This window comes from Streptomyces sp. NPDC045431 (genome assembly GCF_040646655.1).
Classification (GTDB): domain Bacteria; phylum Actinomycetota; class Actinomycetes; order Streptomycetales; family Streptomycetaceae; genus Streptomyces.
The window spans coordinates 23,123-49,560 of record NZ_JBEZAQ010000020.1 but is presented as its reverse complement, the minus strand read 5'-3'; the positions used below and the strand labels follow the sequence as shown (position 1 = coordinate 49,560).

Genomic DNA, 26,438 nt, shown 5'->3' with positions numbered 1-26,438 from the left:
CTCAGCCGAGCGCCCGGGCGGCGATCCGCAGGTCGGACACCAGTCCCTCGTAGACCGCCTCCCGGTCGTCGGCGCGCAGCACCGCGGACGGGTGGATGGTGGCGAGCAGGCTCTCGCCCCGGTCCTCGTACGGCAGGAGCATGCCGCGCTGCTTGGTCACCCGGAAACCGGAGCCCAGCAGCGCCTTCCCGGCGGTCGCGCCGAGGACCACGATCACCTCGGGGTCGACGAGCCGCATCTCGGCGTCGAGCCACGGCTTGCAGGCGGTCATCTCGCGCAGGCCGGGCGACTTGTGGATGCGGCGCTTCCCGCGCTCGGGGACGGTCTCGAACTTGAAGTGCTTGACGGCGTTGGTGGTGTACGTGTCGTCGGGGTCGATGCCCGCCTCGTCCAGCGCCCGGTCCAGGAGCTTCCCGGCGGGGCCCACGAAGGGCGCGCCCTGCCGGTCCTCCTGGTCGCCGGGCTGCTCGCCGACGAGCATCACGCGCGCGTGCGGGTTCCCGGCGCCGAACACGGTCTGCGTGGCGTCGCGGTGCAGCGGGCAGCCGCGGCACCCGGCGGCCGCCGCGCGCACCTCGTCGAGGTCCGCGCCGGCGGGCACGAACGGCCGGGCGTCGTACGCGTCCTCGGGGGCCTTGGTGTGCGCCATGGCCCCCGGGTACCCGTGGGGCGGTGCGTCAGACGCGCATGGGCTGCGGCGACTCGCGGCGGTCCGGGTCCGGGCCCGGGTACTCGCGGATGATCTCGTACCGCGTGTTGCGCTCCACCGGGCGGAAGCCCGCGTCCCGGATCAGCTCCAGCAGGTCCTCACGGCTCAGCTTGTTCGGCGTGCCGTAGTTGTCCGCGTCGTGCGTGATCTTGTACTCGACGACCGAGCCGTCCATGTCGTCCGCGCCGTGCTGGAGCGCCAGCTGCGCCGTCTGCACGCCGTGCATGACCCAGAAGACCTTGACGTGCGGGACGTTGTCGAAGAGCAGCCGCGAGACCGCGAAGGTCTTCAGCGCCTCGGCGCCCGTCGCCATGGTGGTCCGCGCCTGGAGGCGGTTGCGGATCTTGCCGTCCTTCATGTCCACGAAGTCGTGCTGGTAGCGCAGCGGAATGAAGACCTGGAAGCCGCCGGTCTCGTCCTGGAGCTCCCGCAGCCGCAGCACGTGGTCCACGCGGTGGCGCGGCTCCTCGATGTGGCCGTACAGCATCGTGCACGGGGTCTTGAGCCCCTTCTCGTGCGCGAGGCGGTGGATGCGGGACCAGTCCTCCCAGTGGGTGCGGTGGTCCACGATGTGCTGACGGACCTCCCAGTCGAAGATCTCCGCGCCGCCGCCGGTCAGGGACTCCAGTCCGGCGTCGATCAGCTCGTCGAGGATCTCGGAGGCGGACAGCCCGGAGATGGTCTCGAAGTGGTGGATCTCGGTCGCCGTGAAGGCCTTGAGGGAGACGTTCGGCAGGGCCTTCTTCAGCTCGCTGAGCGACCGCGGGTAGTAGCGCCACGGCAGGTTGGGGTGGAGCCCGTTGACGATGTGCAGCTCCGTGAGGTTGTCGTTCTCCATCGCCTTGGCGAGGCGGACGGCCTCCTCGATGCGCATGGTGTACGCGTCCTTCTCGCCCGGCTTGCGCTGGAACGAGCAGTACGCGCACGACGCCGTGCACACGTTCGTCATGTTGAGGTGCCGGTTGACGTTGAAGTGGACCACGTCACCGTTCTTGCGCGTGCGCACCTCGTGGGCGAGGCCGCCGAGCCAGGCCAGATCGTCCGACTCGTAGAGGGCGATGCCGTCCTCGCGGGTCAACCGCTCCCCGGACCGGACCTTCTCCTCCAGCTCGCGCTTGAGCCCCGCGTCCATGCGGATGCCTCCCATACGTGTGTCAATCGGGCTCCACCACCGTACTCCCCCGTACTTTTCAGCCGGGGGGACCCCCACCGGGGCTCCGCGTCACTCCCCCTCCGGCAGGTCGCCGACCCGGTTCTCCCACTTCGTCGACAGCACGATCGTCGTCCGCGTACGGGAGACGCCCTTCGTGCCGGACAGGCGCCGGATGGTCTTCTCCAGGCCGTCGACGTCCGTCGCCCGCACCTTGAGCATGTACGAGTCGTCGCCCGCGATGAACCAGCAGTCCTCGATCTCGGCCAGGTCCTTCAGCCGGCGGGCCACGTCCTCGTGGTCGGCGGCGTCGGAGAGCGAGATGCCGATCAGCGCCGTGACGCCGAGGCCGAGCGAGGCGGAGTCGACGGTGGCGCGGTAGCCGGTGATGACGCCCGCCGCCTCCAGGCGGTTGATGCGGTCGGTGACGGAGGGCCCGGAGAGCCCGACGAGCCGGCCGAGCTCGGCGTACGAGGCCCTGCCGTTCTCCCGCAGGGCCTGGATGAGCTGCCTATCCACGGCGTCCATATGCCTGAAGCCTTCCATTGGTCAGCGAAACCGCGCGTTTGAGTGTCAATCTAAGGCATGCGGGGTCGGCGCCCCGTACGGATCTTCCCCTGGCTCTCGAGAGCCCTAATCACCATCACGCGAGCCACCACCGAGCTCGCCCTTCCAGCGGCGGTACAGCGCGTGCGGTACCCCCGCCGCGTCCAGCACCCGCCCCGCGACGAAGTCCACCAGGTCCTGGATGTGCGTCGCCCCCGCGTAGAACGCCGGGGAGGCCGGCAGCACGACCGCGCCCGCCTCGTCCAGCGCCACCAGGTGCTTCAGCGTCTGGCCGTTCAGCGGGGTCTCGCGCACCGCGACCACGAGCCGGCGCCGCTCCTTCAGGGTCACGCTCGCCGCCCGCTGCAGCAGGTCCTTCGACAGGCCCAGCGCCACCCCGGCCACGCAGGCGGTCGACGCGGGCACGATCAGCATCCCCTTGACGGGGTACGAACCCGACGACGGCCCCGCGGCCAGGTCACCGGCCGCCCAGTGGCGTACGTCCGCCACGTCGACGTCCCGGAACGCGCCCGGCTTCCCGTCCGCGCCCCGCGCCAGCCACTGGGCCAGGTCCTCGCGCCAGTGCGCGTCGCGGAACGCGATCCCCGTCTCGTCCAGCAGCGTCAGCCGGGACGCCCGGGACACCACCAGGTCCACGCTCTCCCCCGCCGCCAGCAGCCCACGCAGCACGGCGGCGGCGTACGGGGTCCCCGAGGCCCCGGACACCCCGACGACCCAGGGAACGCGCTTGCCGACAGTCATGCGCCTGAGCCTATCCGGCCCGGCGGGTGGGGAACCGGGTAAGGTCCCCGGACGTTTGCCGAGGTGGAAGCGTGCGAGACCGCAGGGGGCCGCCATGGCGGGTACGACGAGTGGGACGGGAAGCCGGACCGGCCGCGACGGCACCGGCTGGAGCCGCGCCGGCCGGGCCGGGGCGGCCGCGAAGCTGATGGTCGCCTGGGTGGCGCTGCTGTGGATCCTCGAAGCCGTGGACATGGCGACCGGTCACGCCCTCGACGCCTACGGCATCACGCCCCGCGAGGCCGCCGAGCTGCGCGACCTCGTCCCCGCGGCGTTCCTCCACTTCGGCTTCGCCCACGTCGCGGCGAACACCGTGCCGCTGCTGGTCTTCGGCTTCCTCGCCGCGCTCGGCGGCATCCGCCGCTTCCTGGCCGTCGCCGCGCTCATCGTGGTCGTCGACGGGCTCGGCGTGTGGCTCGTCTCCCCGTCGTACAGCGTCACGGCGGGCGCCTCCGGCCTGATCTTCGGCCTCTTCGGCTACCTGCTGGTGCGCGGCTTCGTGGACCGCAAGCCGCTGGACATCGGCGTCGGGCTGGTCATAGGCGCGATCTGGGGCAGCTCGATCCTGCTGGGCATATCCCCCACCCAGTCCGGCGTCAGCTGGCAGGGCCACCTCTTCGGCCTCCTGGCGGGCGTGGCGGCGGCCTTCGTCTTCCGCCGCCGCCCGCGCCGGACGGCGGCGCTCACCCCCTGAGCCCGCGCACCACCAGGTCCACCACCGCGCACACGAACAGCGCGATCCCGATGAAGCCGTTCGTCGTGAAGAACGCCCGGTTCAGCCGCGACAGGTCGTGCGGGCGCACGATCGTGTGCTCGTACACGAAGGCGACGGCCACCACGACCAGGCCCAGCCAGAAGAAGAGGCCCGCGTCGGTGGCCAGGGCGTACCAGACGAGCAGGGCCGTCGTCACGGCGTGGCAGGCGCGGGCGCCGTGGAGGGCCGCCGGGACGCCGAACCGGGCCGGCACCGACATGACGCCGTGGGCGCGGTCGGCCTGGACGTCCTGGCAGGCGAAGATCAGGTCGAAGCCGCCGATCCAGACGCCGACGGCGAGGCCGAGGATCACCGCGTCCCACGACCACGCCCCGGTGACCGCGAGCCACGCGCCGACCGGGCCGATGGCCTGGGCCAGGCCCAGGATGGCGTGCGGGAAGTTCGTGAAGCGCTTGCCGTACGGATAGACGACCATCGGCACGACGGCGAGGGGCGCCAGCGCCAGGCACAGCGGGTTGAGCAGCGCCGCCGCGCCCAGAAAGACCACCAGGGCCACCAGCGCGCCGGTCCAGGCGGAGCGGACGGACACCGCGCCGGTGACCAGCTCGCGGCCCGCCGTGCGCGGATTGCGGGCGTCGATCTCGCGGTCGATGATCCGGTTGCAGGCCATGGCGAAGGTGCGCAGGCCCACCATCGCGACCGTGACGAGCAGCAGCTCGACCCAGTGGACGCTCCGGTCGTCCTCGTACATCGCGGTGAGGGAGGCGATGTACGCGAAGGGCAGCGCGAAGACCGAGTGCTCGATCATCACCAGCCGCAGGAAGGCCTTGATGCCGCCGGCCGGCTTCGGCGCGGTGGTCGTCATCACGCGAGGCTCCCGAGGAACGCGTCGAGGTCGGCCAGCAGCGCGGCCACGGGCAGCGGCCCGGTCTCCACGGTCAGCGTGGTCTCGGGGTCGTCGGGCGGTGTGACATGCGCCGTGAAGGCGTAGGCATCCGCGCCGGCCGGACGGGCGTCCAGACGCAGTACGGCGCCGCCGTCGACGCTGAACGGCCCGGATGCGGCGGCAAGCTCGGCGCGCAGCCGCTCCGCGAAGTCGGCGGGCTCGGCGTCGCGTACGCCGGGCAGCTCGAAGCCGTCGCCCTCGCCGCCGCTCTCCACGAGGACGGCCCAGAGGTCGCCGGCGCCCGCGAACTCCTCGGGCGCGACGCCCGCCTCGGCGGCGGCCCGCTGGACCCCGGCGTTCGCCGGGTCGAGCTCCGGGCGCACCAGCGCGACGTAGTCGGTGTCGGTGCCGATGAAGAGGGCGGGGCCGCCCATCGCGATCGGGCTCACAGCCCGTACTCCTTCCAGCGGCGGTCCACCAGCGCCGCCGTCGCCGGGTCGGACTCCACCATGTCCGGCCAGCCGCCGTCGCGCGTGTAGCCCTCCTCGGGCCACTTCTTCGTGGCGTCGATGCCCGCCTTGCCGCCCCAGAACTGCTGGTACGAGGCATGGTCAAGGTGGTCGACCGGACCCTCGACGACCGTGAGGTCGCGGGCGTAGTCGGTGTTGCCGAGCGCCCGCCACGACACCTCGTGCATGTTGCGGACGTCGCAGTCGGCGTCGACGATCACGATGAGCTTGGTCAGCGACATCATGTGCGCGCCCCAGATGGCGTGCATGACCTTCTGCGCGTGCTTGGGGTACTTCTTCTCGATCGAGACGATGGCGCAGTTGTGGAAGCCGCCCGACTCCGGCAGGTGGTAGTCCACGATGTCCGGCACGATGATCTTGAGCAGGGGCAGGAAGAAGCGCTCCGTCGCCCGCCCCAGCGGCCCGTCCTCCGTCGGCGGCCGGCCCACCACGATGGACTGCAGCAGCGGCCGCTTCCGCATCGTCACGCAGTCGATCTTCAGGGCCGGGAACGGCTCCTGCGGGGTGTAGAAGCCGGTGTGGTCGCCGAACGGCCCCTCGGGGAGCATCTCGCCCGGCTCCAGCCAGCCCTCCAGGACCACCTCCGCCTGTGCCGGGACCTGCAGCGGCACCGTCTTGCAGTCCACCATCTCGATCCGCTTGCCCTGGAGGAAGCCCGCGAACAGGTACTCGTCGATGTCCTCCGGCAGCGGCGCCGTCGAGGCGTACGTCACCGCCGGGGGCGCCCCGAACGCGATCGCGACCGGCAGCCGCTCCCCGCGCCGCGCGGCGACCTGGTAGTGGTTGCGGCTGTCCTTGTGGATCTGCCAGTGCATGCCGATGGTGCGCTTGTCGTGGCGCTGGAGCCGGTACAGGCCGAGGTTGCGGATGCCGTTCTCGGGGTGCTTGGTGTGCGTGAGCCCCAGGTTGAAGAAGGACCCGCCGTCCTTGGGCCAGGTGAAGAGCGCCGGGAGCATGTCCAGGTCCACGTCGTCCCCGCGCAGCACGACCTCCTGCACGGGCGCGTCCTTGACCTTCTTCGGCGGCACGTGCGCCATCGCGCCGAGCTTGCCGAACGCCTCCCGCACACCCACGAAGCCGTGCGGCAGCTCGGGCCGCAGCAGGCCGCCGATCTTCGCGCTGATCTCGTCGTACGACGTCAGGCCCAGCGCCTTCAGCAGCCGGCGGTCGGTCCCGAAGACGTTCATCGCGAGCGGCATCGCGGAGCCGCGCACGTTCTCGAAGAGCAGCGCCGGGCCACCGGACTTCTGGACCCGGTCCACGATCTCCCCGACCTCCAGGTGGGGGTCGACTTCGGCCTTGATGCGCTTGAGGTCGCCTTCGCGCTCCAGAGCCCTGAGCAGCGAGCGGAGATCGTCGTAAGCCATGGGGTCAAGTATCGGTCACCGGCTACTCTGGGCCTGTCACCGGGGCTGTCGAAACCGGCCCTCCGATGCTTCCAGGGAGCTGTCCCCCATGCTCAGGGCACTGCTGTACATCCTGCCGCTGGCGTTGACGATCTACGCGTTCATCGACTGCCTGAACACGCCGGAGGACGAGGCGAAGCACCTCCCCAAGGTGGCCTGGATCTTCATCATCCTGCTCTTCTGGATCGTCGGCCCCATCGTCTGGTTCGCCGCCGGAAAGATGCGCCACGCCCCGGCCGGCGGACGCACCCCCTCCGAGTGGCACCGGAACCACCGCACCCAGTGGGTCGCCCCCGACGACAACCCCGAGTTCCTGAAGTCCCTGCGCGACGAGAACAAAAAGGACGAAGCCCTCCTGAAGGACTGGGAGGCCGACCTGCGCCGCCGCGAGGAGGAGCTCAAGAAGGGCGAGCAGGACGAGGGCGACGACCCGAAGAAGTCCTGAAGGCCGTCACCGAAGTCCCCTGCGTGCGTTACCCGGCCCGGCATCGCCGGGTGCAGCTGATCCAAGGCCTGTCTTTCGGATCAGGCCCTAGGTCGCGCCGAAGTCGCGGGCCTCGTACCGGCTGCGCAGGTCCTGCCAGCGCTCGCGCGACCAGGAGGGCCAGTCGGCCGGCTTGCCGTCCAGCGCGTCGACGAGGTACTCGAAGCGGTCGTGCCAGCCGGCCAGGCGGTCGAGACGCCGGTCGTCCGTGCCCCGGAACTCGTTCAGGAACCGCAGCACGGTCGTGTCGGGCGCGCCGCCCCGCTCCAGGTGCAGGCGGACGCGGCCGTACACGTCGAGCGTGTACTCCACGATGCGCTCGACGTCCCACGCGGTGACCGTGCCGGTGGCGACGGTGTCGCTGGTGGGCCAGCGCAGGATGGCCGTGCCGCCGAGGTGCGGCTCCAGCGCTTTGGGCTCGGCCAGCCATCCGCGCAGGCCGCCGGGGGTGGAGATGGCCGGCCAGACGCGCTCCACGGGGTGCGGCAGCGGAACCGTGAACCGCACGGTGTGGGTGTCGCCGTGAGTCTCACTCGTACCGGGAGGTATGGGATCAGCCATACCTCCAGCCTCGCGCGGGCGCCGGGCCCGCGCTACCTCACACGCCTGCGTAGGAGTGCTTGCTGCTCACGAAGATGTTGACGCCGTAGTAGTTGAAGAGGAAGCACGCGAAGGCGATCAGCGCGATGTACGCGGCCTTGCGGCCCTTCCAGCCGGCCGTCGCGCGGGCGTGCAGGTACGCGGCGTACCCGACCCACGTGATGAAGGACCAGACCTCCTTGGCGTCCCAGCCCCAGTAGCGGCCCCACGCGTCGCCGGCCCAGATCGCGCCCGCGATGATCGTGAAGGTCCACAGCGGGAAGATCGCCGCGTTGACGCGGTACGCGAACTTGTCCAGGCTCGCGGCCGCCGGCAGCCGCTCCAGCACCGAGCGGGCGAAGGCGCTCGGCGTGCCGCCGGCCGCCAGCTTGGCCTCGTAGCCGTCACGGAAGAGGTAGAGCAGCGTGGCGACCGCGCCGAGGTACAGGACGGCGCCGCAGAAGATGGCGGTGGAGACGTGGATCCACAGCCAGTACGAGTGCAGGGCCGGGACCAGCTGGTCGCTCTCGGTGTAGAGCCAGGTGGTGGCGATGCCGAGGTCGATCAGCACGGTGGTGACCAGCGGCAGGCCCATCCAGCGGACGTTCTTCTTCGCGAGGAGGAAGCCGAGGTACGCGCCGACCGCCACCGTCGAGAAGGTGGTGGAGAACTCGTACATGTTGCCCCAGGGCGCCCGCTCCACGGACAGCGCACGGGTGACGACCCCGGCGGCCTCGATGAGGAAGGCGAGCGTGGTGAGGGAGACGGCGATCCGCCCGTAGAGGTCGCCCTTCTCGTCGCCACCGGCCGCGCCCGGGCCGTCGGGTACCTCACGGGCGCCGGCGGCGGCGCGGGTGACGACCTGCGGCTTGTCCAGGACGGCGGTGCCGCCGCCCTGCCGCGTGACCTGGACCCGCACCGGCGCGCCCGCCGAGGACTCCGTCAGGGCCGCCGCCGTACGGCCGACCTTGCTGCGGCTGCCGAGGACCCACTCGGCGATGTGCGCGAGGAAGGCCAGGGTGTAGACGGCCATGGAGGAGTAGATGAGCAGATTGCTCAGCTCCGCCAGGCTCTCGTTGGTCGCGGCGGCGAGATTCACTTCTCAGCCCTTTCGTCGGCGTGGTCGGCCTCGGCCTCGGGTGCGGGCGCAGGGGTGGGCGCGGGCGCGGTCGGTGCCTGGGAGTGGAGGGTGGCGGCCAGGTCGGCCAGTTCCTCGGGAAGCTTCGCGGACTCGCTGCGGCCGAGCCCCGCCAGCTCGACGACGGTCACGCCGTCGTCACCGCGGACCGCCCGGACCCACACACGGCGGCGCTGGATGAAGAGGGAGCCGACCAGTCCGGCGATGGCGGCGATGGCTCCGGCGAGGGCGAGACCGTTGCCGGGCTGCTGGGAGATCTGGAAGCTGGCCCACTCCTTGATCCCCTTCTCGAAGGTGACCGAGCCGGCCCCGCCCGGCAGCTCCATGCGCTCGCCGGGCCGCAGGGTCTTCTTGTAGATCTCGCCGTTCGCGTCCTTGAACGGGGTCATCTTGCCGGTGTCCAGCTGGTACACGTTCTGCGGCAGGCCGCTGTCGACGCGCAGGTCGCCGTGGTAGGCGCTGATGTTGAGCGCCGGGAAGACCAGGCCGGGGAACTGGCTGAACATCTGGCCGCTGCCCTTGCCCGCGTACGTCGGGACGAAGAAGAGCGGGAAGCCGAGCTGGACCTTCTTGCCGTTCGCGTCCTTGTAGCCGTCCATCACCTTGAGGACGCCGGTGGAGGTGACGTTGTTGTCGATGGGGAGCAGCGGAACGGCGCCCTGGTAGACGACCTCGCCCTTGCCGTCGCGGACCGTGACGACCGGCGCGTACCCGTGCGAGATCAGATAGACCTTCGAGCCGTCGACCTCCAGCGGCTCGTTGACCCGGATGACGCCCTTCCTCTTCTCCTCGCCCGCCCTGCCGTACGTGACGTCGGCCTCGAAGGTGCGGGGGGTGCCGCGCTGCGGGCCGCTCGTCTCGTACGTGCCGGTGAACCGGTCCAGCTTGAAGCTGAACCGCGCCAGTTCGTCGGTGTCGAAGAGCGAGCCCGACTTGAAGTCGTCGTACTGCGGGAGGATGTTCGAGAAGCCGTCGCCCTCGACGATGAGCTTGCCGCCCTCGGACTTGAAGAGCTGTCCGGCGGCGAAGGCCACCAGCATGACGATGAGCGCCACGTGGAAGAGGAGGTTGCCGGCCTCGCGGAGGTAGCCCTTCTCGGCGGCGACCGCGTCCCCGGCGGTGTGGGCGCGGAAGCGCCGCCTCTTCAGCAGCGCGAGCGCCGCCTCGCGTACGTCCTCGGGCGCGGCCTCGGTGCGCCAGGTGGCGTACGCGGGCATGCGGGTGAGGCGGCGGGGGGCGGCCGGCGGGCGGCTGCGCAGCTGGCCGACGAACTGCCAGCTGCGGGGGACGATGCAGCCGATGAGCGAGACGAACAGCAGGATGTAGATCGCCGAGAACCACACCGAGCTGTAGACGTCGAAGAGCTGGAGCCGGTCGTAGATCGGCGCGAGCGTCTCGTGGGCTTCCTTGAAGGTGCGGACCTTCAGCTCGTCGGCGCTGTTCTGCGGGATGAGCGAGCCCGGGATGGCGCCGAGCGACAGCAGGAAGAGCAGGATCAGCGCGACCCGCATGGAGGTCAGCTGGCGCCAGAACCAGCGGACCCAGCCGAACACGCCGAGGGTGGGGCCGCCGGTGAGCCCGTCGGCCGGCCCGCCGGACTCCGCGGAGTCCTCGGCGGGCGCCGTCGACAGGTGCGCCCCGGCCGCGGCGTCCGCGTCGGCCTCCGCCGCCGCCCCGGCCGTCCGTGCCGACTCGGCCGCGTCCGTCGTCTCTGCTGCCTTGCTCATGGAACTAGATCCCCACCTGGAAACCGCTGGACCAGACCTGCATGTGCTGCACGAGGATGTCCCACGCGCCTGTGAGGAGCAGCAGGCCGGTCAGGATCATCATCCCGCCGCCGATGCGCATCACCCACGCATAGTGCCGCTTCACCCAGGCGAACGCGCCGAGCGCCTTGCGGAACGCGACCGCGGCGAGCACGAACGGCACACCGAGACCGAGGCAGTACGCGAACGTCAGCAGCGCCCCGCGCCCCGCGCTGGCCTGGTCGGCGGCGAGGGCGGTGACGGACGCGAGCGTCGGGCCGATGCACGGCGTCCAGCCGATGCCGAACAGCGCGCCGAGCACCGGCGCCCCGACGAGACCGGTCACCGGCCGCTTGTGGAAGCGGAACTCGCGCTGCGTGAACCACGGCAGGAGCCCCATGAAGAAGACGCCCATGAGGATCATCAGCACGCCGAGGATGACGGTCAGCGTCTGGCGGTGCTGCTGCAGGGTCCAGCCGAAGTAGCCGAAGAGGGCGCCGCCGGAGACGAAGACGGCGGTGAAGCCGAGGACGAAGAGGGCGGCGCCGGCGGCCATCCGGCCCCGGCGGGCCTCGGCGAGGTCGGTGCCGGTGACGCCGGTCACGTACGAGAGGTAGCCGGGTACGAGCGGCAGGACGCAGGGCGAGAAGAAGGAGACCAGCCCGCCGAGCACCGCGATGGGCAGGGCGAGCAGGAGGGCCCCGCTGAATACCGTCTCGTTCATGGGTTACTTCTCCGCGAGGACCGGGTCGATCATCGAGCGGAGCTGTTCCTCGCTCACGGCCTTGAGCACGCGTGCGGCGATCTTGCCCTCGCGGTCGAGCACGACGGTGGAGGGGATGGCCTGGGGCGGAAGCGTGCCCTTGGGGAAGCCGTTGAGGATGATCTCGCCGGCCGGGTCGTGCAGGCTCGGGTACGTGATGCCGTTGTCCTGCTCGAACTTGACGGCCGGCTGCGGGCTGATGTCACGCGTGTTGAGCCCGACGAATTCCACGCCCCGCGCCTTGAGGTCTTCGGAGACCTTGTTGAGGTGCGGGGCCTCGGTGCGGCAGGGCCCGCACCAGGAGCCCCAGACGTTGAGGACGACGACCTTGCCCTTGAGGTCGGCGACGTCGAGCGGCGCACCCTGCAGGGTCTTGCCGGCCATCGTGCCCACGGCCTTGCGCTCACTCTTGGGGACCGTCAGGATGCCGCCGTTTCCGGCGACGAAGTTGGTGTCGCCGCCGCCGCCGGAGACGCCCTTGGTGCCACTGGTGCACGCGGTCAGCGCGAGCGCGGCCGCCAGGGTGCCGGCGGCGAGCGTGATGCTTCGAGGAGCGCGGCTAAAGGTCATGTGAAAAGTTTCGCATGGGCCTTCCGGGGATCTTCCGCGCCCCCCTCCGTACTCCCTCCGCAGTTCTCCGGTGACCGTAAAGCCCGATGTCAGGGCGGTCTAAGCGGCCTTGAGGAAGGTGTTCCAGCCACCCGTCGGCGATTGCCCGACCTCCAGCGTGCGGAGCTTGTCGAGGATCTTCGGGTCCTGGACGTCGAGCCAGTCGGTGAACTGCTTGAAGGAGACCAGCCTGACGTCCTTCTTTCCGGCCATGCCCTTGAGCGCTTCTTCGACGGCGTCCATGTAGATGCCGCCGTTCCACTGCTCGAAGTGGTTGCCGATGAAGAAGGGCGCGCGATTCGATTCGTAGGCGCGCCGGAATCCGGCGAGGTACGCCTCCGTGGCCTGCTTCTTCCAGTCGGGATAGCGGGCCGGGTTGCCCTTGGTCGTGTTCTGCGACTGGTTGGCGAGCATGTTGTAGTCCATGGACAGGACCTCGAAGGCGCGGCCGGGGAACGGCACCTGCTGCAGCGGCAGGTCCCAGATGCCCTGGCGCTTGACGGGCCACTTCTGGCGGCCGCCGGGCGAGCTGGCGTCGTAGCGCCAGCCGAGCTTCTTCGCCGTGGGCAGCAGGTTGTCCTGGCCGAGGAGGCAGGGGGTGCGGGCGCCGACGAGTTCCTTGCGGTAGTCGAAGGGCAGCGGATCGAGGGTCGTCCAGCCGCTGTTCGTCTTCCATTCGGTGACGAATTTCACGGCCTGGTCGATCTCGCTCTGCCACTGCGCCGGGGTCCATTTGCCGACCGAACCGGAGCCCGCACAGAAATGCCCGTTGAAGTGGGTGCCTATCTCGTGTCCGTCGAGCCAGGCCTGGCGGACGTATTTCAGCGTCTCCTTGATGTGGTCATCGGTGAGGTAACCGATGTCGGAGGCGCCGACGGGGTTGTTCGGCGGGCGGTAGAGGGTCTTCTTCGATTCCGGGAGGAGATAGAGCCCGGAGAGGAAGAAGGTCATGGCCGCGCCGTGGTCCTTGGCCAGTTCGAGGAAGCGGGGGAAGAGGCCGTTGCCGACCTCTCCGGCGCCGTCCCAGGAGAAGACCACGAACTGGGGCGGGGTCTGACCGGGCTCCAGGGGGACGGGCTTGTCGGGCTGGTTCGGCTGCTTACCGGTGTCGGAGGTGGAGCCGTCGCCTATCAGCCGTCCCTTCGGCGCGCCGCCGGCGTCGGGCTTACCGGTGTTCGCGCCGGCGCCGCCGGGCTGTGCGCCGCCTTTGCCCGTACCGTCGTTACCGCCACCGGGGCCGCAGCCCGCGATTCCGATCGCGGCCGCGGCCCCAACTCCGGCTCCCAGCAAACCCCTTCGGCTGATCCCGCGCATCTCGTCCCCATCCGCATTCGCGCCTGCTTTTCGACCGGAAAGTCACGACCGGTCCGACAAGGGGAGAGATGCGGTGGGGAGCGCCCGGGTTCCCGAATTAATCACATAATCTGCTCTGTGACAGGGAAGTTACGCGCCGAAGGCCTTGGACGCGCCCTTGTCCTTGCCCTTCACCGGCTTCGCACCGGCCAGCAGGTGCGCCGGGACGAGATCGCGGGCCGGCTCGCTGTAGCCCACCGAGACGATCTTGTCGCCCTGGTACGTGAAGGTGGTCAGGGACGCGAGCGTGCACTGCCGCCGCCGCGGGTCGTGCCACAGCCGGCGCCGCTCGACGAAGCTGCGCACGATCCAGATCGGCAGCTGGTGGCTGACGCACACCGCCTCGTGCCCGCGGGCCGCGTCACGTGCCGCGTTCAGCGCGCCCATCATCCGTACGACCTGGTCGATGTACGGCTCGCCCCAGGACGGCCGGAACGGGTTGGTCAGGTGCCTCCAGTTGGCCGGCCTGCGCAGCGCGCCGTCGCCCACACCGAAGGTCTTGCCCTCGAAGACGTTCCCCGCCTCGATGAGCCGCTCGTCGGTGGCCAGCTCCAGGCCGTGCGAGGCGGCGATGGGCTGGGCCGTCTCCTGGGCGCGCTCCAGCGGCGAGGCCACGACATGGGTGATGTCGCGCTCCGCCAGGTGCTCGGCGACCCGGTCGGCCATCTTCCGGCCGAGCTCGGAGAGGTGGTAGCCGGCGCGGCGCCCGTACAGGATGCCGTCAGGGTTGTGCACCTCGCCGTGGCGCATCAGGTGGACGACGGTGATGTCGCCGCCGCCCGCGCCTCCGCCCTGCCGCGTGGTCATGCCGTCGCCTCCGCGGCGGCGCGGGCCGCGGCCGGCAGCGCGGCGGCGATCCGCTCGACGGCGCGCTCGTCGTGCGCCGTGGAGACGAACCACGACTCGAAGGCGGACGGCGGCAGGTAGACGCCCTGCGCCAGCATCGAGTGGAAGAACGCGGTGAAGCGGAACGCCTCCTGCTTCTTCGCGTCGTCGTAGTTCACGACCTCGGCGTCGGTGAAGAAGACGGAGAACATGTTGCTCGCGGTCTGCAGCCGGTGGGCCACGCCCTCCTTGCTCAGCGCGTCCGTCACCAGCGCCTGGATCTCGCGCGAGACCGCGTTGACCTTCTCGTACGCCGCGTCGTCGAGCAGCCGCAGCTGCGCGAGCCCGGCGGCCGTGGCGATCGGGTTCCCGGAGAGGGTGCCGGCCTGGTAGACGGGCCCGGCGGGCGCCAGGTGCGCCATCACGTCGGCGCGGCCGCCGAACGCCGCGGCCGGGAAGCCGCCGCCCATGACCTTGCCGAACGTCATCAGGTCGGGGACCACGCCGTCGACGCCGTACCAGCCGGCCTTCGAGGTGCGGAAACCGGTCATGACCTCGTCGGAGATGTACAGCGCGCCGTTGGCCGCGCACAGCTCCTTCAGCCCGGCGTTGAAGCCGTCGCGGGGCGGGACGACACCCATGTTGCCCGGCGACGCCTCGGTGATCACACAGGCGATCTCGCCGGGGTGCGCGGCGAAGGCCTGGCGTACGGCGTCGAGGTCGTTGTACGGCAGGACGATGGTGTCGCCGGCCTGCGCACCGGTGACGCCGGGCGTGTCGGGCAGCCCGAAGGTCGCGACGCCGGAGCCGGCCGCGGCCAGCAGCGCGTCCACGTGCCCGTGGTAGCACCCGGCGAACTTGACGACCTTGGCGCGGCCGGTGAAGCCGCGGGCGAGCCGGATCGCGGACATCGTGGCCTCGGTGCCCGACGACACGAGCCGCACCTGCTCGACCGGCTCGACCCGGGCCACGATCTCCTCGGCGAGCGCGACCTCGCCCTCACCCGGCGTACCGAAGGAGGTTCCGCGCGCGACGGCCTCCTGCACGGCGGCGATCACCTCGGGGTGCGCGTGACCGAGGATCATCGGCCCCCACGAGCAGACGAGGTCGACGTACTCGCGCCCGTCCGCGTCAGTGAGGTACGGACCCGTACCGGACACCATGAACCGGGGCGTTCCGCCCACCGCGCGGAAGGCGCGCACGGGAGAGTTCACGCCGCCGGGCGTCACGAGGGACGCGCGGTCGAAAAGCGTCTGTGAGACTGGGGCTTCGTATGAATACGGCACTTTGGTCCTGACCTGCGAGAACGAGTGGAGGGGCGGCAATGCGCGGGCATGGCCGCCGGACGGCGACGATCTGTTGACAATCTGTTGATGATCTTGTTGCGGATCTTGCCGATGACCTTGTTTTACGACCGGGCGGCAGGGCTCCGCGTCTGCGAAACTGGGGCGTCATTGGGAAAGCTCACGGAAACCATGGTGTCAGAGGCCCGGACGTTCTTGCGGACAGGTGTTTCACCGCACGCGCGTGGGGGAGGTCACTGTCACGATGATCGGGTTGCGCGGTTGGGGCCGTGTTACCTAAAAGCAGTCGGGTGGAGATATGCATCGCGGTGGCGGACTGGGTGAAGGGACCGACGACCTGGGTCCTGAGCCCGCCCGGCGGGGGAAGCACCGGCGAGAACGGGACAATCCCCCGGGGAACCAGCCCTCCCGGTCCTCCGGGAACCAGCCTTCCCGGTCTTCCGGGGAACAGACCTCCGGGAACCCCCTGGGGCACGAGCACATGGGGAGCGTTCCTCTGGGAGGCGGGAGTGGCCGGGGCATGGGGGTGACGTACAAGTACTTCGGCGCGCCCAACGGCGCCACCGCCGCGCGCGTCCCGATCTCGATGCGGCCCGAGGAGCTCGGCGGCGACGAGCTCGGCATGGGCGGCATGTTCACCAAGATCAAGCCCGAGACGATAGCCGCGATGGTCCTCACCGGCATCCAGGGCATGCCGCTGCACAAGGTCCCGCCCCTGGAGCTCGTGGTCCTGCACCCGGACTACGCCGTGGTGAAGCTTCCGACGACGGTGGTCGACCCCCTGCGCGGCATCGGCGAGGAGACCGTGGGCGCGGCGGCCTTCATATGGTCGACGGTCCCCGACCGCGGCGGACCGCGGGACGCGTTCGACGTGTACCAGCTGCTCCACGAATGGCAGGACTTCTCGGTACGCCTCCACGAGGCGGGGCACCAGCCGTACTGCCTGGTGTGGCCGTAGGCGGGGCCCGGGGCTCGGCCCGATGAGCGCGCAGACCGTACGCGTCCGCCTCGAGCCGTGGTCCGAGGACGGCTTCGCGCTGCTGCGGGCCGCCAACACGCCGGAGATGATGGCCCACCTGGGAGGTCCGGAGCCCGAGGACCTGCTGATCAGGCGCCACCAGCGGTACGTCGACCTCAGCGCGGACCGCTCGGGGACGGGGCGGATGTTCCGGATCGTGCTGCTGCCGGACGAGGTGCCCGTGGGCGTGATCGGCTACTGGGAGCGGGCCTGGAACGGCGCCCGGGTGTACGAGACGGGGTGGGTGGTGCTGACGCCCTTCCAGGGGCGCGGGATCGCCACGGCCGCGACGGCCGCCGTCCTCCAGGAGGCGCGGGCGGCGCGCAAGCACCGGTATCTGCACGCCTTTCCCGCCGTGGACAACGCCGCCTCGAACGCGGTGTGCCGGAAGGCGGGCTTCGAGCTGCTCGGGGCGTACGACGACGAGTACCCGCCGGGCCGCCCGCTGCGGAGCAACGACTGGCGCCTGGACCTCGGGCCGGACCTCGGACCGGACCTCCCGCAGCGGGGCGCATGACGGGGCGGCGCCTTCCGGTGGGGCGCCTTCCGGTGGGGTGCCTTCCGGTGGGGTGCCTTCCGGTGGGGCGGGCGAAATGGCCTGGCTGGCGCGGAGCCCCCGGTGGCATGCTGGCCGCGTGAACGGACCGGAGATCCACATCAGCTTCGCCCCCGAACTGGGGCTGTTCGTCTCGGCGCCCCGCCGCGCGGGCCGCACCTCCGTGGTCACGGACGGCGCCTCGACGCTCGGGCACGTCGTCGAGTCGCTCGGCGTACCGCTGACCGAGGCGGGCAGGCTGCTGGTGGACGGGCGCGCGGTCTCCACCGCGCACATCCCGGCCCACGGCGAACACGTCGAGGTGCTGGGGCGCGAGCGCCCGCAGCCGGTGCCGGGCGCCCCGCTGCGGTTCCTGCTCGACGTGCATCTCGGCACGCTGGCGCGCCGGCTGCGGCTGCTCGGCGTGGACGCGGCGTACGAGAGCGAGGACATCGGCGACGCGGCGCTGGCCACCTGGTCGGCGCGGGAGCGGCGCGTGATGCTCTCGCGTGACCGGGGGCTGCTGCGCCGCCGCGAGCTCTGGGCCGGGGCGTACGTCTACAGCGACCAGCCCGACGACCAGCTCCGCGACGTCCTGGAGCGCTTCGCGCCGCGGCTCGCGCCGTGGACGCGGTGCACCGCCTGCAACGGCACGCTGACGGACGCGGACAAGGACGCGGTGCGCGAGCAGCTGGAGCAGGGCACGCAGCGCTCGTACGACGTGTTCGCGCAGTGCACGGCGTGCCGGCGGGTGTACTGGCGCGGCGCCCACCACGCCCGCCTGGAGGCGATCGTCGAGAACGCCCTGCGCGAGTTCGGCGGCGCGGCCGCGTAGGCGCGGTGAGACTGCGCCCACGGCCGGTCGCGTCAGGGGGACTCGGCCGTCAGGTACCGCTGAACCGTCGGCGCCAGCCAGGCGATCACCTCGTCCCGCGACATCTCGACGGCGGGCGGCAGGTGCAGCACGTAGCGGGCCAGCGCCATGCCGAGGAACTGCGAGGCCACCAGGGCCGCGCGGCGCGGGGCGTCGGCCGGATCGGGGCAGATGCCGGCCACGACCGGGCCCAGCTGCGCCGGAAACATCGCGCGTATCCGCTCGGCGCCCGCGGCGTTGGTGACGGCGACCCGGAGCACGGCCGTGAGCACCTCGTCCTGCTCCCACCGGTCGAAGAAGTGGGCGGCGAGGACCGCGCCGACGTGCTTGGTGGGCAGCGCCCCGACCTCCGGAATGCGCAGGTCGACCGCGCAGGCGGCCGCGAAGAGCCCCTCCTTGTTGCCGTAGTAGCGCATCACCATCGACGGGTCGATGCCCGCGTCGCGGGCGATGGCGCGGATGGTGGCGCGCTCGTACCCGTCGGTCGCGAACCGCTCGCGGGCGGCGTGGAGGATCGCGGCGCGGGTGGCGTCCGAGCGGCGGGGGGCACTCGGGGGGTCGGCGGGGGCTTCGATCTTCATGCCAACAACTGTAGGCCAACAGGTGTTGACGCGCCATCAGCGCGGGCATACATTTGCCAACGAGCGTTGACCAACAATCGTTGACCAACATCCGTTGGCATTCCACGGGCAGGAGGCAGCCATGACTGGCACGCCGGGCACGGAGTTCGACGTCATCGTCGTGGGCGCGGGACCCACGGGACTACTGCTCGCCGGCGACCTCGCCGCCGCGGGCCTGGAGGTGGCACTCGTCGAGCGCCGCCCCCACGAGACCAGCAACCTCGCACGCGCCTTCGCCGTGCACGCCCGGACGCTGGAGCTGCTCGACGCCCGCGACCTCGCGGACGAACTGGTGAAGCGGGGCACTCCCCTCACCCGGATGAACCTCTTCAGCAAGCTGTCGCTCGACCTCTCCCGGCTGCGCTCCCGCTTCCCCTTCGTGCTGATCACGCCCCAGTACGAGGTCGAGCAGCTGCTGGAGCGCCGCGCCGCCTCCGCCGGCGTGCACTTCCGGTACGAAACGGAGCTGCGGGGCCTGCGCCAGGACGCCGACTCCGTCACCGTCGAGGTCACCGGCCCCGACGGCGCGCCCGGCGAGCTCCACGCCCGCTATCTCGTGGGCGCGGACGGCGTGCGCAGCGCCGTCCGCGACGGACTCGGCGTGCCGTTCCCCGGCGAGTCGGTGATCCGCTCCGTCGTGCTCGCCGACGTCCGGCTCACCGAGGAGCCGGGCAGTGCGCTCACGGCGAGCGGCACCCCTGACGCCTTCGCCTTCGTCGTGCCCTTCGGTGACGGCTGGTACCGGGTGGGCGGCTGGAGCCGCCACCGCCAGTCGCCCGACAGCGAGCCCGTCGACTTCGACGAGATCCGCACCCTCACCCGCACCGCCCTCGGCACCGACTTCGGGATGCACGACCCCCGCTGGCTCTCCCGCTTCCACAGCGACGAACGCCAGGTCCCGGAGTACCGCAAGGGGCGGGTCTTCCTCGCCGGTGACGCCGCGCACGTCCACTCCCCCGCCGGCGGCCAGGGCATGAACACCGGCCTCCAGGACGCCGCCAACCTCTCCTGGAAGCTCGCCGCCGTGCTGCGCGGCGAGGCCCCGGAGCCCGAGGCCCTGCTCGACAGCTACCACGACGAGCGCCACCCCGTCGGCACGACGGTGCTGCGCAGCAGCGGCGCGCTCATCCGCCTGGCCATGGTCCACACCGCGCCCACGCTGGCGGCCCGCGCCCTCGGCACCGGGCTGCTCAACCGGTTCCCTCCCGCGGCCGCCAAGGCGATGCGCATGATCAGCGGCATCGGCATCGCGTACGGCGCCGGGCGCGGCGCCCACCGCCTCACCGGTCGGCGCGCCCCCGACCTCGCCCTGACGGAGGGCCGGCTCTACGAACTGCTGCGGGAGGGAGCGTTCGTCCTCGTCGCCCCGCGGGGCGGGGCCGCCGCACCGGACGTGCCCGCCGCGCCGGGCCGGGTCATACGGGCGAGCTGGACCAACGCCGCCCGCCGGGACACACTCCTCATCCGCCCCGACGGCTACATCGCCTGGGCCGGAAGCGGGAGCTGACTCAGAAGACGTACCAGTCGCCCGTCGCGGGGACCAGCACCTGATGGTCGTTGTTCCCGGGGTTCCGGTCGGTCGCGCCGCCGTTCCACTCGGTGGCCACCCGTACCGTCACCTCGTGCGGGGCGCCGGCCGTGCGCAGGTCCAGCACGGTGTCGCGGGCCGGGCCGTCCGCGCGCAGCGGGCCGGTGGAGCACAGCACCTCCCGGTCCCCGCCCCACAGGCAGTTGGGCGGCAGCGGCGGCCCACCGGCCAACGGCACCGAGAAGGCCAGGCGCACGGTCGTGGTCGGCACGCCGGACGGGCCGTGGTTCTGACTCGCCATCAGCACCTCCAGCCGGTCACCGTCGAGCGAGACATGCCCGTGGTGGGCGACATCCGCCTCGGGGGCGATCGCCCCGGTGGCGCCGGCGGCGGGGGCACCGGCGGCCGCCCCCGCGCCCGCGTCCGAGGCGGCCACCGCCGCCAGCACCGTCACGACCGACACCACCAGTCCAGCCTTGCCCCTCGCAACCATGTCCAGAAGGTACCGATTATCCCGCCCTCTACGCTGACGCCATGCTCATCGCCCGCTCCGCCGCCCTCTTCGTTCTGGCCGCCCTCTGCGAGATCGGCGGCGCCTGGCTCGTCTGGCAGGGCGTCCGCGAGCACCGCGGCTGGCTCTGGATCGGCGCCGGCGTGCTCGCCCTCGGCGCGTACGGCTTCGTCGCCACGCTCCAGCCGCAGGGCGACTTCGGCCGGATCCTCGCCGCGTACGGCGGCGTGTTCGTGGCCGGCTCGATCGCGTGGGGCATGGTGGCCGACGGCTACCGGCCCGACCGCTGGGACGTGACCGGCGCGCTGATCTGCCTCGCCGGTATGGCCGTGATCATGTACACACCGCGCGGCCACTGACCGGCACCAGACCCGCACCTATCCTGACCGCGTATCGACCACCCTTTCGATCAGCCGCGCGAGGAGAAGCCCATGACCGCCGCCACCCCCACCGCGCCCGTCGCCGTCGTCACCGGAGCCAGCAGCGGTATCGGCGCCGCCACCGCACGGCAGCTCGCCGCGGCCGGCCACCACGTCGTGCTCACCGCGCGCCGCAAGGACCGCATCGAGACCCTGGCCGCCGAACTCACCGCCGCCGGCCACCAGGCCACGGCATACGCCCTGGACGTCACCGACCGCCCGGCCGTCGACGCCTTCGCCGCCGGCCTCGAGCGCTGCGACGTCCTCGTCAACAACGCGGGCGGCGCACTCGGCGCGGACCCCGTCGCCACCGGCGACCCCGCCGACTGGCGCCAGATGTTCGAGGTCAACGTCATCGGCGCCCTCAACATGACCCAGGCCCTGCTCCCCGCCCTCACCGCCGGCGGCGCCGGCACGGTGGTGATCGTCTCCTCCACCGCCGGCCACGCCACCTACGAGGGCGGCGGCGGCTACGTCGCCGCCAAGAACGGCGCCCGCGTCCTCGCCGAGACCCTCCGCCTCGAAATCGTCGGCACCCCGGTCCGCGTGATCGAGATCGCCCCCGGCATGGTGAAGACCGACGAGTTCGCCACGACCCGCTTCCGCGGCGACACCGAGAAGGCGGCCAAGGTCTACGCGGGCGTCCCCGACCCGCTCTCCGCCGACGACGTCGCCGACACCATCACCTGGGCCGTCACCCGCCCCGCCCACGTCAACATCGACCTCCTGGTGGTCCGCCCGCGCGCCCAGGCCTCCAACACCAAGGTCCACCGCGAGCAGTAGACCCGGCGGGACATGCGAAGGCCCCGGCGCCAACCCGCCGGGGCCCTCACCCAGAGCCGAGGTGTCTCCTCCGCCTCAGCCCTTCACGCACACCACCTGCTTCAGCTTCGCGACCACCTCGACGAGGTCGCGCTGCTGGTCGATGACCTTCTCGATCGGCTTGTAGGCGCCCGGGATCTCGTCGACCACACCGGCGTCCTTGCGGCACTCCACACCGCGCGTCTGCTCCTCCAGGTCCCGCGTGGAGAAGCGCCTCTTCGCGGCGTTGCGGCTCATCTTGCGGCCGGCGCCGTGCGAGGCGGAGTTGAAGGACGCGGCGTTCCCGAGCCCCTTCACGATGTAGGAGCCGGTGCCCATCGAGCCGGGGATGATCCCGTACTCGCCGGAGCCCGCCCGGATGGCGCCCTTCCGCGTGACCAGCAGGTCCATTCCGTCGTATCGCTCCTCCGCCACATAGTTGTGGTGGCAGGAGATGACCGGATCGAAGGTGACCTTGGCCTTCTTGAACTCGCGCCGCACGACGTCCTGCGAGATGGCCATCATGATGGCGCGGTTGTACTTCGCGTACTCCTGCGCCCAGAAAAGATCATTCCGGTAGGCCGCCATCTGCGGCGTCTCCGAGATGAACACCGCCAGGTCCCGGTCGACCAGGCCCTGGTTGTGCGGCAGATCCCTCGCCACTCCGATATGGAAGTCCGCAAGTTCCTTGCCGATGTTCCGGGACCCGGAGTGCAGCATGATCCAGACGGAACCGTCGGTGTCGAGACACAGTTCCCAGAAGTGGTTGCCCCCTCCGAGCGTTCCCATCTGCTTCACCGCCCGGTCCTGACGGAACTTGACCGCTTCCGCCACCCCACCGAACCGGGCCCAGAAGTCGTCCCACCCCGCCGCCGGGAAGCCGTGCAGCCTGGCCGGGTCGACCGCCTCGTCGTGCATCGCGCGGCCCACCGGGATGGCCTGCTCGATCTTCGAGCGCAGCCGCGACAGGTCGCCCGGCAGGTCGTTCGCCGTCAGGGACGTCTTCACCGCGGACATGCCGCAGCCGATGTCCACACCCACCGCGGCCGGGCAGACCGCCCCCCGCATCGCGATGACCGAGCCGACCGTCGCACCCTTGCCGTAGTGCACGTCCGGCATCACGGCGAGGCCCTTGATCCACGGGAGCGTGGCGACGTTCCGCAGCTGCTGCATCGCGACGTCCTCGACCGCCGCCGGGTCCGTCCACATCCGGATCGGGACCTTCGCCCCGGGCACCTCTACAAAAGACATACTTCCTCGATCCCCCGAAAAGTCTGAAAACGCAAAAACCGGCGCCAACATCCGCGTATGCGACAGCGGACCAGCATCGACGGCAGCGCGTGCGATAGACATTGTGTCCACCCGTCGGCGTCGGGCGGCAACAAGTTTTCGGATGGCAGGCACCCGAGCGAAAGGACCCCGGACCGTGCAGCGAAGGGCGTACGCACCCGGCCTGGCCGCACTTCTCGCGGCGGTCACCGCCGGCGTCACCGGCCTGACCGGCTGCACCGCCGGCTCCGGCGGCTCCGGTTCCGCCATCGACTCCAAGGCCGGGGGCCCCGCCGCGGCGGCCGCCGAACCCGGCAAGTACCGCACGCTCCTCGAACCCTGCGGTTCCATCGAGCGGTCCACGCTCAGGGACCTGCTCCCCGGCGTCGACTTCCTCCCCCAGGAGCAGCGCGAGCGCGTCTACCGCGGTACCTCGGCCGTCACGTACGACACCGACCGCCGCGCCGGGTGCAGTTGGAAGGCGGACGGGCCGGACGCCTCGCACCAGCTCACCCTGGACTTCGAGCGCGTCGTCTCGTACGACCCGACCGTCAGCGACGACGACCGCGCCCAGCAGGTCTACGAGGGCAAGCAGACCGCTGCGGGACTGGCGGTCGCCCCCACCCCCGGCACCCCCAGCCCGCCCGCGTCCCCGGCCTCTCCCGCCAGCCGGCCGCCGGCCACCGGAGGCCCCGCCCCGAGCGCCGCCGCGCCCGCCCCGAGCGTCGCCGCCGTCCCGGCCGCCAGCCCCGGCACCACTCCCGAGGGCCTGGAGCCGCGCGTCCTGACCGACCTCGGCGACGCGGCGTTCCTCGACGACGTCCTCACCCGCGCCGGTTCGACCGCCCAGCACCGCACCGTCAGCGTGGTGTTCCGCACATCGAACGTGATCGTCACCATCCGGTACGGCGAACAGCCCGGCCGCATCACCGAGGTGCCCGACAGCAAGGAACTGCAGGAAAAGGCACAGGGACTGGCCCGCAAGCTCGCCGAGAAGTTCGACGAGTAGCCACCCGCACGCCGACCCCGCCCCGGCTCCGCGCGGCACCCGCGCCTCTCTTGTGCCTCGCCCGTACACGTACGACTCGGGCTACCGTGTCGGAACTGCCGGACGACCGTACGACAAGCGACTGAAGGAACCATGCACCGATCAGCCCCGCGACTCACCCGCATACTCGCCTGCGCAGCCGTACCGGTGATGCTCGTCGTCGCCGGCTGCTCCTCGGACTCCGACGGCAAGGGCGAGCCCGAGAAGCAGACGCCCCCGTCCGCCGCCTCGTCCAGCGCCGCGTCCGGCGCCGCGAAGGAGACCACGCCGAAGGTCGAGCCCGCCGTCTTCACCAAGCTGCCCGACGCCTGCAAGGCCATCGCGGCGAAGACGGTCGCGGAGATGGTCCCGGAGGCGAAGGTCAAGACCGGTACGCCCGGAAAGTCCAACGACATCGCCAGCCGCGGCAGCTGCTCCTGGAACGGCCTGGAGGACAAGGGCATCAAGGGCTCCAACTACCGCTGGCTCGACATCTCCCTCCTGCGCTACGACTCCGACCCCACGCTCGGCAGCGGCGAGAAGCGCGCCCAGGAGAGCTTCGCCAAGGAGGTCGCCAAGGTCCAGGCGACCGAGGGCGCCACCGGTCTGCACGCCTCGACCGCCACGGGCGTCGGCGACGAGTCGAAGGCCTTCAGCTACGGCCTGAAGAAGACCGACGAGGACTTCAAGAACGCGGTCATCGTGACCCGTACGGAGAACGCCGTCGTCGTCCTCTCCTACAACGGCGCCGGGTACGCGGGCGCCGAGACCCCCGATGTGGAGGCCCTGATGGAGGACGCGGTCAAGGCGTCGAAGGAGGCCGTGGCCGCGATCGCCACCGCCAACAAGTAGCCGCCCGCACGGGCGCTATGCGGAGTCCGGCCCTCCCCCGGGGGCCGGACCCCGTACACGTGTGCCAGGCTGTGCCCGCCAGATCTCGACTGCGGGGAGGGGATCGCGGGTGGCCGCGATGCAGCTGACACGGACGCACCGGATGCTGATAGGTGTCGTCATCGCCGGTGCGGTGGTCATCGCCGGCATCGGTTTCGCGGGCTCGTACGCGGCGGTGCGCGAGCTCGCGTTCCAGAAGGGCTTCGGCGACTTCTCGTACTTCTTCCCCATCGGCATCGACGCGGGCATCTGCGTGCTGCTCGCCCTGGACCTGCTCCTCACGTGGATCCGCATCCCGTTCCCGCTGCTGCGGCAGACGGCGTGGCTGCTGACCGCCGCGACGATCGCCTTCAACGGCGCGGCCGCCTGGCCCGACCCGCTCGGCGTGGGCATGCACGCGGTGATCCCGGTCCTCTTCGTCGTCGCCGTCGAGGCGGCGCGGCACGCGGTCGGCCGGATCGCCGACATCACGGCCGACAAGCACATGGAGGGCGTACGGCTCACCCGCTGGCTGCTCTCGCCGGTGCCCACCTTCCGGCTCTGGCGCCGGATGAAGCTGTGGGAGCTGCGCTCGTACGAGCAGGTCATCAAGTTGGAGCAGGACCGGCTGATCTACCAGGCGCGCCTCCAGGCCCGGTACGGCCGGGCCTGGCGCCGCAAGGCGCCGGTCGAGGCGCTGATGCCGCTGCGGCTGGCGAAGTACGGTGTGCCGCTCGCCGAGACCGCGCCGGCGGGCCTGGCTGCTGCGGGCATCGAGCCGGTCCTGCTGCCGCCGAACCCGACCCCGGCCTCCACCCCGGCCCGCGACCGGCAGCAGATCCCGGCGGCCCCCGCCGCCGAGCTCCCGCAGGTGCAGCCTCCGGCCCAGGAGCGGGCCGTGATCCCCGAGCAGCGGCAGCGCCCGCCCCGCCTGGAGCAGGCCCGGCAGGGCGACGCCCCCTCCCCGGATGCCCCCGCCCCGGGCGCCCCGGCCCAGGAGCTCCCGGCCCAGCACCCCGACGAAACCGAGCCGCAGGCGCAGCCGGAGGCACAACACCAGCCGGAGCCGGAACCCCAGCCGCAGCCCCAGCTCCCGGCCAACCACCACAGCCCCTGGTTCGCCGCCCCGCAGCTGCCGCCGACCGCGTACGAGGGGGCCTACGACCCGGCGTACGACGAGGAGCCGCCGCCGCAGGGCGAGATCCCCGAGCCGGACTCCGAGGAGTTCCGGCACGCCGCGTACCCGGTCTTCAAGCAGTACGTCGACGAGAACAACGTCTGGCCGAGCGCCGAGGTCCTCGACATACACCTCGCCGACGGCCACGGCATCCGGCACCCGCTCAGCGCCGTCCTCCTGCGCCGCATGCTGCCGGGGTTCAAGGAGCGCTACCAGGCGGAGCTGACGTCCGAGCACATCGCGTGA

General features: G+C 71.4%; 29 protein-coding genes. 11 read left to right on the top strand and 18 right to left on the bottom strand.

The window, feature by feature from the left end:
- Position 1: 1 nt before the first annotated feature.
- From AB0A69_RS29205 to AB0A69_RS29190, 4 genes are all read right to left on the bottom strand, one after another.
- Positions 2–649, bottom strand: a complete 648-nt coding sequence (locus AB0A69_RS29205; RefSeq protein WP_361428257.1) for a UdgX family uracil-DNA binding protein — start codon at positions 647–649, stop codon at positions 2–4.
- 28 nt (positions 650–677) lie between these two features.
- Positions 678–1,841 carry an aminofutalosine synthase MqnE gene (gene mqnE, locus AB0A69_RS29200; RefSeq protein ID WP_361428255.1) on the bottom strand — a complete coding sequence of 388 codons (1,164 nt, stop codon included), beginning with the start codon at positions 1,839–1,841 and terminating at the stop codon, positions 678–680.
- A gap of 90 nt (positions 1,842–1,931) precedes the next feature.
- Entirely contained in the window at positions 1,932–2,387 is a 456-nt protein-coding gene (locus tag AB0A69_RS29195) for an Lrp/AsnC family transcriptional regulator (protein ID WP_361428253.1), read from the bottom strand.
- A 105-nt stretch (positions 2,388–2,492) separates the two neighbouring features.
- Positions 2,493–3,167 carry a UbiX family flavin prenyltransferase gene (locus AB0A69_RS29190; RefSeq protein WP_361428251.1) on the bottom strand — a complete coding sequence of 225 codons (675 nt, stop codon included), beginning with the start codon at positions 3,165–3,167 and terminating at the stop codon, positions 2,493–2,495.
- A gap of 94 nt (positions 3,168–3,261) precedes the next feature.
- Between AB0A69_RS29190 and AB0A69_RS29185 the strand changes: the two genes are divergently transcribed.
- Complete coding sequence (locus AB0A69_RS29185; protein WP_361428249.1) at positions 3,262–3,900, top strand: rhomboid family intramembrane serine protease; 639 nt, start codon at positions 3,262–3,264, stop codon at positions 3,898–3,900.
- Here AB0A69_RS29185 and mqnP read toward each other — a convergent pair.
- From mqnP to AB0A69_RS29170, 3 genes are read right to left on the bottom strand one after another with little or no spacing between them, the layout of a single operon-like run.
- Entirely contained in the window at positions 3,890–4,786 is an 897-nt protein-coding gene (gene mqnP, locus AB0A69_RS29180) for a menaquinone biosynthesis prenyltransferase MqnP (protein ID WP_361428247.1), read from the bottom strand. The two genes, AB0A69_RS29185 and mqnP, sit on opposite strands and share 11 nt — an antisense overlap.
- Positions 4,786–5,256 carry a hypothetical protein gene (locus AB0A69_RS29175; protein ID WP_361428245.1) on the bottom strand — a complete coding sequence of 157 codons (471 nt, stop codon included), beginning with the start codon at positions 5,254–5,256 and terminating at the stop codon, positions 4,786–4,788. Before AB0A69_RS29175 ends, mqnP begins: the two co-directional genes overlap by 1 nt.
- A complete protein-coding gene (locus AB0A69_RS29170; protein ID WP_361428243.1) occupies positions 5,253–6,704 on the bottom strand; it encodes a menaquinone biosynthesis decarboxylase in 1,452 nt (483 codons plus the stop codon). The genes AB0A69_RS29175 and AB0A69_RS29170 overlap by 4 nt, the downstream gene beginning before the upstream one ends.
- A gap of 88 nt (positions 6,705–6,792) precedes the next feature.
- Between AB0A69_RS29170 and AB0A69_RS29165 the strand changes: the two genes are divergently transcribed.
- Positions 6,793–7,188, top strand: a complete 396-nt coding sequence (locus AB0A69_RS29165; RefSeq protein WP_361428241.1) for a PLD nuclease N-terminal domain-containing protein — start codon at positions 6,793–6,795, stop codon at positions 7,186–7,188.
- Positions 7,189–7,275: 87 nt separating this feature from the next.
- Here AB0A69_RS29165 and AB0A69_RS29160 read toward each other — a convergent pair whose 3' ends face one another.
- The 8 genes from AB0A69_RS29160 to hemL form a co-directional block, all read right to left on the bottom strand.
- A complete protein-coding gene (locus tag AB0A69_RS29160) occupies positions 7,276–7,788 on the bottom strand; it encodes an SRPBCC domain-containing protein (RefSeq protein WP_361428239.1) in 513 nt (170 codons plus the stop codon).
- Between the two features lie 37 nt (positions 7,789–7,825).
- Positions 7,826–8,905 carry a c-type cytochrome biogenesis protein CcsB gene (ccsB, locus tag AB0A69_RS29155; RefSeq protein WP_361428237.1) on the bottom strand — a complete coding sequence of 360 codons (1,080 nt, stop codon included), beginning with the start codon at positions 8,903–8,905 and terminating at the stop codon, positions 7,826–7,828.
- Entirely contained in the window at positions 8,902–10,671 is a 1,770-nt protein-coding gene (locus AB0A69_RS29150) for a cytochrome c biogenesis protein ResB (RefSeq protein ID WP_361428235.1), read from the bottom strand. Before AB0A69_RS29150 ends, ccsB begins: the two co-directional genes overlap by 4 nt.
- Positions 10,672–10,675: 4 nt before the next feature.
- Positions 10,676–11,413: a cytochrome c biogenesis protein CcdA gene (locus tag AB0A69_RS29145; RefSeq protein ID WP_361428233.1), complete on the bottom strand. Its 738-nt coding sequence runs from the start codon at positions 11,411–11,413 to the stop codon at positions 10,676–10,678.
- Positions 11,414–11,416: 3 nt separating this feature from the next.
- Positions 11,417–12,022: a TlpA disulfide reductase family protein gene (locus tag AB0A69_RS29140; protein ID WP_361428231.1), complete on the bottom strand. Its 606-nt coding sequence runs from the start codon at positions 12,020–12,022 to the stop codon at positions 11,417–11,419.
- A 99-nt stretch (positions 12,023–12,121) separates the two neighbouring features.
- Complete coding sequence (locus AB0A69_RS29135) at positions 12,122–13,375, bottom strand: hypothetical protein (protein ID WP_361428229.1); 1,254 nt, start codon at positions 13,373–13,375, stop codon at positions 12,122–12,124.
- Between the two features lie 129 nt (positions 13,376–13,504).
- The gene (locus AB0A69_RS29130; protein WP_361428227.1) at positions 13,505–14,221 is read right to left on the bottom strand and encodes a histidine phosphatase family protein; all 717 of its coding nucleotides are present in this window, start codon (positions 14,219–14,221) and stop codon (positions 13,505–13,507) included.
- Entirely contained in the window at positions 14,218–15,525 is a 1,308-nt protein-coding gene (hemL, locus tag AB0A69_RS29125; protein WP_355362735.1) for a glutamate-1-semialdehyde 2,1-aminomutase, read from the bottom strand. The genes AB0A69_RS29130 and hemL overlap by 4 nt, the downstream gene beginning before the upstream one ends.
- 316 nt (positions 15,526–15,841) lie before the next feature.
- On the opposite strand from hemL, the gene AB0A69_RS29120 reads away from it, so the two are divergent.
- From AB0A69_RS29120 to AB0A69_RS29110, 3 genes are all read left to right on the top strand, one after another.
- Entirely contained in the window at positions 15,842–16,501 is a 660-nt protein-coding gene (locus tag AB0A69_RS29120; protein WP_361428225.1) for a hypothetical protein, read from the top strand.
- A gap of 22 nt (positions 16,502–16,523) precedes the next feature.
- A complete protein-coding gene (locus tag AB0A69_RS29115) occupies positions 16,524–17,078 on the top strand; it encodes a GNAT family N-acetyltransferase (protein WP_361428223.1) in 555 nt (184 codons plus the stop codon).
- Positions 17,079–17,196: 118 nt separating this feature from the next.
- Entirely contained in the window at positions 17,197–17,931 is a 735-nt protein-coding gene (locus AB0A69_RS29110) for a Mut7-C RNAse domain-containing protein (RefSeq protein ID WP_361428221.1), read from the top strand.
- Between the two features lie 32 nt (positions 17,932–17,963).
- Here AB0A69_RS29110 and AB0A69_RS29105 read toward each other — a convergent pair whose 3' ends face one another.
- Positions 17,964–18,551 carry a TetR family transcriptional regulator gene (locus AB0A69_RS29105; RefSeq protein ID WP_361428219.1) on the bottom strand — a complete coding sequence of 196 codons (588 nt, stop codon included), beginning with the start codon at positions 18,549–18,551 and terminating at the stop codon, positions 17,964–17,966.
- 121 nt (positions 18,552–18,672) lie between these two features.
- On the opposite strand from AB0A69_RS29105, the gene AB0A69_RS29100 reads away from it, so the two are divergent.
- A complete protein-coding gene (locus AB0A69_RS29100) occupies positions 18,673–20,097 on the top strand; it encodes an FAD-dependent oxidoreductase (protein ID WP_361428217.1) in 1,425 nt (474 codons plus the stop codon).
- 1 nt (position 20,098) lies between these two features.
- On the opposite strand, the gene AB0A69_RS29095 is transcribed toward AB0A69_RS29100, so the two are convergent.
- Positions 20,099–20,611, bottom strand: a complete 513-nt coding sequence (locus AB0A69_RS29095) for a hypothetical protein (protein ID WP_361428215.1) — start codon at positions 20,609–20,611, stop codon at positions 20,099–20,101.
- A 41-nt stretch (positions 20,612–20,652) separates the two neighbouring features.
- Between AB0A69_RS29095 and AB0A69_RS29090 the strand changes: the two genes are divergently transcribed.
- Both AB0A69_RS29090 and AB0A69_RS29085 read left to right on the top strand, forming a co-directional pair.
- Positions 20,653–20,988: a YnfA family protein gene (locus tag AB0A69_RS29090; RefSeq protein ID WP_361428214.1), complete on the top strand. Its 336-nt coding sequence runs from the start codon at positions 20,653–20,655 to the stop codon at positions 20,986–20,988.
- Between the two features lie 72 nt (positions 20,989–21,060).
- Positions 21,061–21,831: an SDR family NAD(P)-dependent oxidoreductase gene (locus tag AB0A69_RS29085; RefSeq protein WP_361428212.1), complete on the top strand. Its 771-nt coding sequence runs from the start codon at positions 21,061–21,063 to the stop codon at positions 21,829–21,831.
- A 75-nt stretch (positions 21,832–21,906) separates the two neighbouring features.
- On the opposite strand, the gene AB0A69_RS29080 is transcribed toward AB0A69_RS29085, so the two are convergent.
- Positions 21,907–23,100, bottom strand: coding sequence for an RtcB family protein (locus tag AB0A69_RS29080; RefSeq protein WP_361428210.1), 1,194 nt, complete (start codon positions 23,098–23,100; stop codon positions 21,907–21,909).
- 175 nt (positions 23,101–23,275) lie between these two features.
- Here AB0A69_RS29080 and AB0A69_RS29075 point away from each other — a divergent pair, with 175 nt between their 5' ends.
- The 3 genes from AB0A69_RS29075 to AB0A69_RS29065 all read left to right on the top strand — a co-directional run bounded on the left by AB0A69_RS29075 (position 23,276) and on the right by AB0A69_RS29065 (position 26,438).
- On the top strand, positions 23,276–24,127 hold the full coding sequence (locus tag AB0A69_RS29075; RefSeq protein WP_361428208.1) for a DUF3558 domain-containing protein: 852 nt from the start codon (positions 23,276–23,278) through the stop codon (positions 24,125–24,127).
- Between the two features lie 132 nt (positions 24,128–24,259).
- Positions 24,260–24,997: a DUF3558 domain-containing protein gene (locus AB0A69_RS29070; protein WP_361428206.1), complete on the top strand. Its 738-nt coding sequence runs from the start codon at positions 24,260–24,262 to the stop codon at positions 24,995–24,997.
- A 118-nt stretch (positions 24,998–25,115) separates the two neighbouring features.
- Positions 25,116–26,438, top strand: a complete 1,323-nt coding sequence (locus AB0A69_RS29065) for a DUF2637 domain-containing protein (RefSeq protein WP_361428204.1) — start codon at positions 25,116–25,118, stop codon at positions 26,436–26,438.

Bases quoted from the DNA above. Each gene is read 5' to 3' on its own strand.
- AB0A69_RS29120 (WP_361428225.1), top strand. From the start codon at position 15,842: ATGCATCGCGGTGGCGGACTGGGTGAAGGGACCGACGACCTGGGTCCT.
- AB0A69_RS29205 (WP_361428257.1), bottom strand. From the start codon at position 649: ATGGCGCACACCAAGGCCCCCGAGGACGCGTACGACGCCCGGCCGTTC.
- AB0A69_RS29190 (WP_361428251.1), bottom strand. From the start codon at position 3,167: ATGACTGTCGGCAAGCGCGTTCCCTGGGTCGTCGGGGTGTCCGGGGCC.
- AB0A69_RS29065 (WP_361428204.1), top strand. From the start codon at position 25,116: ATGCAGCTGACACGGACGCACCGGATGCTGATAGGTGTCGTCATCGCC.
- AB0A69_RS29100 (WP_361428217.1), top strand. From the start codon at position 18,673: ATGACTGGCACGCCGGGCACGGAGTTCGACGTCATCGTCGTGGGCGCG.
- AB0A69_RS29150 (WP_361428235.1), bottom strand. From the start codon at position 10,671: ATGAGCAAGGCAGCAGAGACGACGGACGCGGCCGAGTCGGCACGGACG.
- AB0A69_RS29145 (WP_361428233.1), bottom strand. From the start codon at position 11,413: ATGAACGAGACGGTATTCAGCGGGGCCCTCCTGCTCGCCCTGCCCATC.
- mqnE (WP_361428255.1), bottom strand. From the start codon at position 1,841: ATGGACGCGGGGCTCAAGCGCGAGCTGGAGGAGAAGGTCCGGTCCGGG.
- AB0A69_RS29160 (WP_361428239.1), bottom strand. From the start codon at position 7,788: ATGGCTGATCCCATACCTCCCGGTACGAGTGAGACTCACGGCGACACC.
- AB0A69_RS29105 (WP_361428219.1), bottom strand. From the start codon at position 18,551: ATGAAGATCGAAGCCCCCGCCGACCCCCCGAGTGCCCCCCGCCGCTCG.
- AB0A69_RS29095 (WP_361428215.1), bottom strand. From the start codon at position 20,611: ATGGTTGCGAGGGGCAAGGCTGGACTGGTGGTGTCGGTCGTGACGGTG.
- AB0A69_RS29165 (WP_361428241.1), top strand. From the start codon at position 6,793: ATGCTCAGGGCACTGCTGTACATCCTGCCGCTGGCGTTGACGATCTAC.
- AB0A69_RS29195 (WP_361428253.1), bottom strand. From the start codon at position 2,387: ATGGACGCCGTGGATAGGCAGCTCATCCAGGCCCTGCGGGAGAACGGC.
- AB0A69_RS29080 (WP_361428210.1), bottom strand. From the start codon at position 23,100: ATGTCTTTTGTAGAGGTGCCCGGGGCGAAGGTCCCGATCCGGATGTGG.
- AB0A69_RS29130 (WP_361428227.1), bottom strand. From the start codon at position 14,221: ATGACCACGCGGCAGGGCGGAGGCGCGGGCGGCGGCGACATCACCGTC.
- AB0A69_RS29115 (WP_361428223.1), top strand. From the start codon at position 16,524: ATGAGCGCGCAGACCGTACGCGTCCGCCTCGAGCCGTGGTCCGAGGAC.
- AB0A69_RS29185 (WP_361428249.1), top strand. From the start codon at position 3,262: ATGGCGGGTACGACGAGTGGGACGGGAAGCCGGACCGGCCGCGACGGC.
- AB0A69_RS29140 (WP_361428231.1), bottom strand. From the start codon at position 12,022: ATGACCTTTAGCCGCGCTCCTCGAAGCATCACGCTCGCCGCCGGCACC.
- AB0A69_RS29135 (WP_361428229.1), bottom strand. From the start codon at position 13,375: ATGCGCGGGATCAGCCGAAGGGGTTTGCTGGGAGCCGGAGTTGGGGCC.
- AB0A69_RS29070 (WP_361428206.1), top strand. From the start codon at position 24,260: ATGCACCGATCAGCCCCGCGACTCACCCGCATACTCGCCTGCGCAGCC.
- mqnP (WP_361428247.1), bottom strand. From the start codon at position 4,786: ATGACGACCACCGCGCCGAAGCCGGCCGGCGGCATCAAGGCCTTCCTG.
- AB0A69_RS29170 (WP_361428243.1), bottom strand. From the start codon at position 6,704: ATGGCTTACGACGATCTCCGCTCGCTGCTCAGGGCTCTGGAGCGCGAA.
- AB0A69_RS29085 (WP_361428212.1), top strand. From the start codon at position 21,061: ATGACCGCCGCCACCCCCACCGCGCCCGTCGCCGTCGTCACCGGAGCC.
- AB0A69_RS29090 (WP_361428214.1), top strand. From the start codon at position 20,653: ATGCTCATCGCCCGCTCCGCCGCCCTCTTCGTTCTGGCCGCCCTCTGC.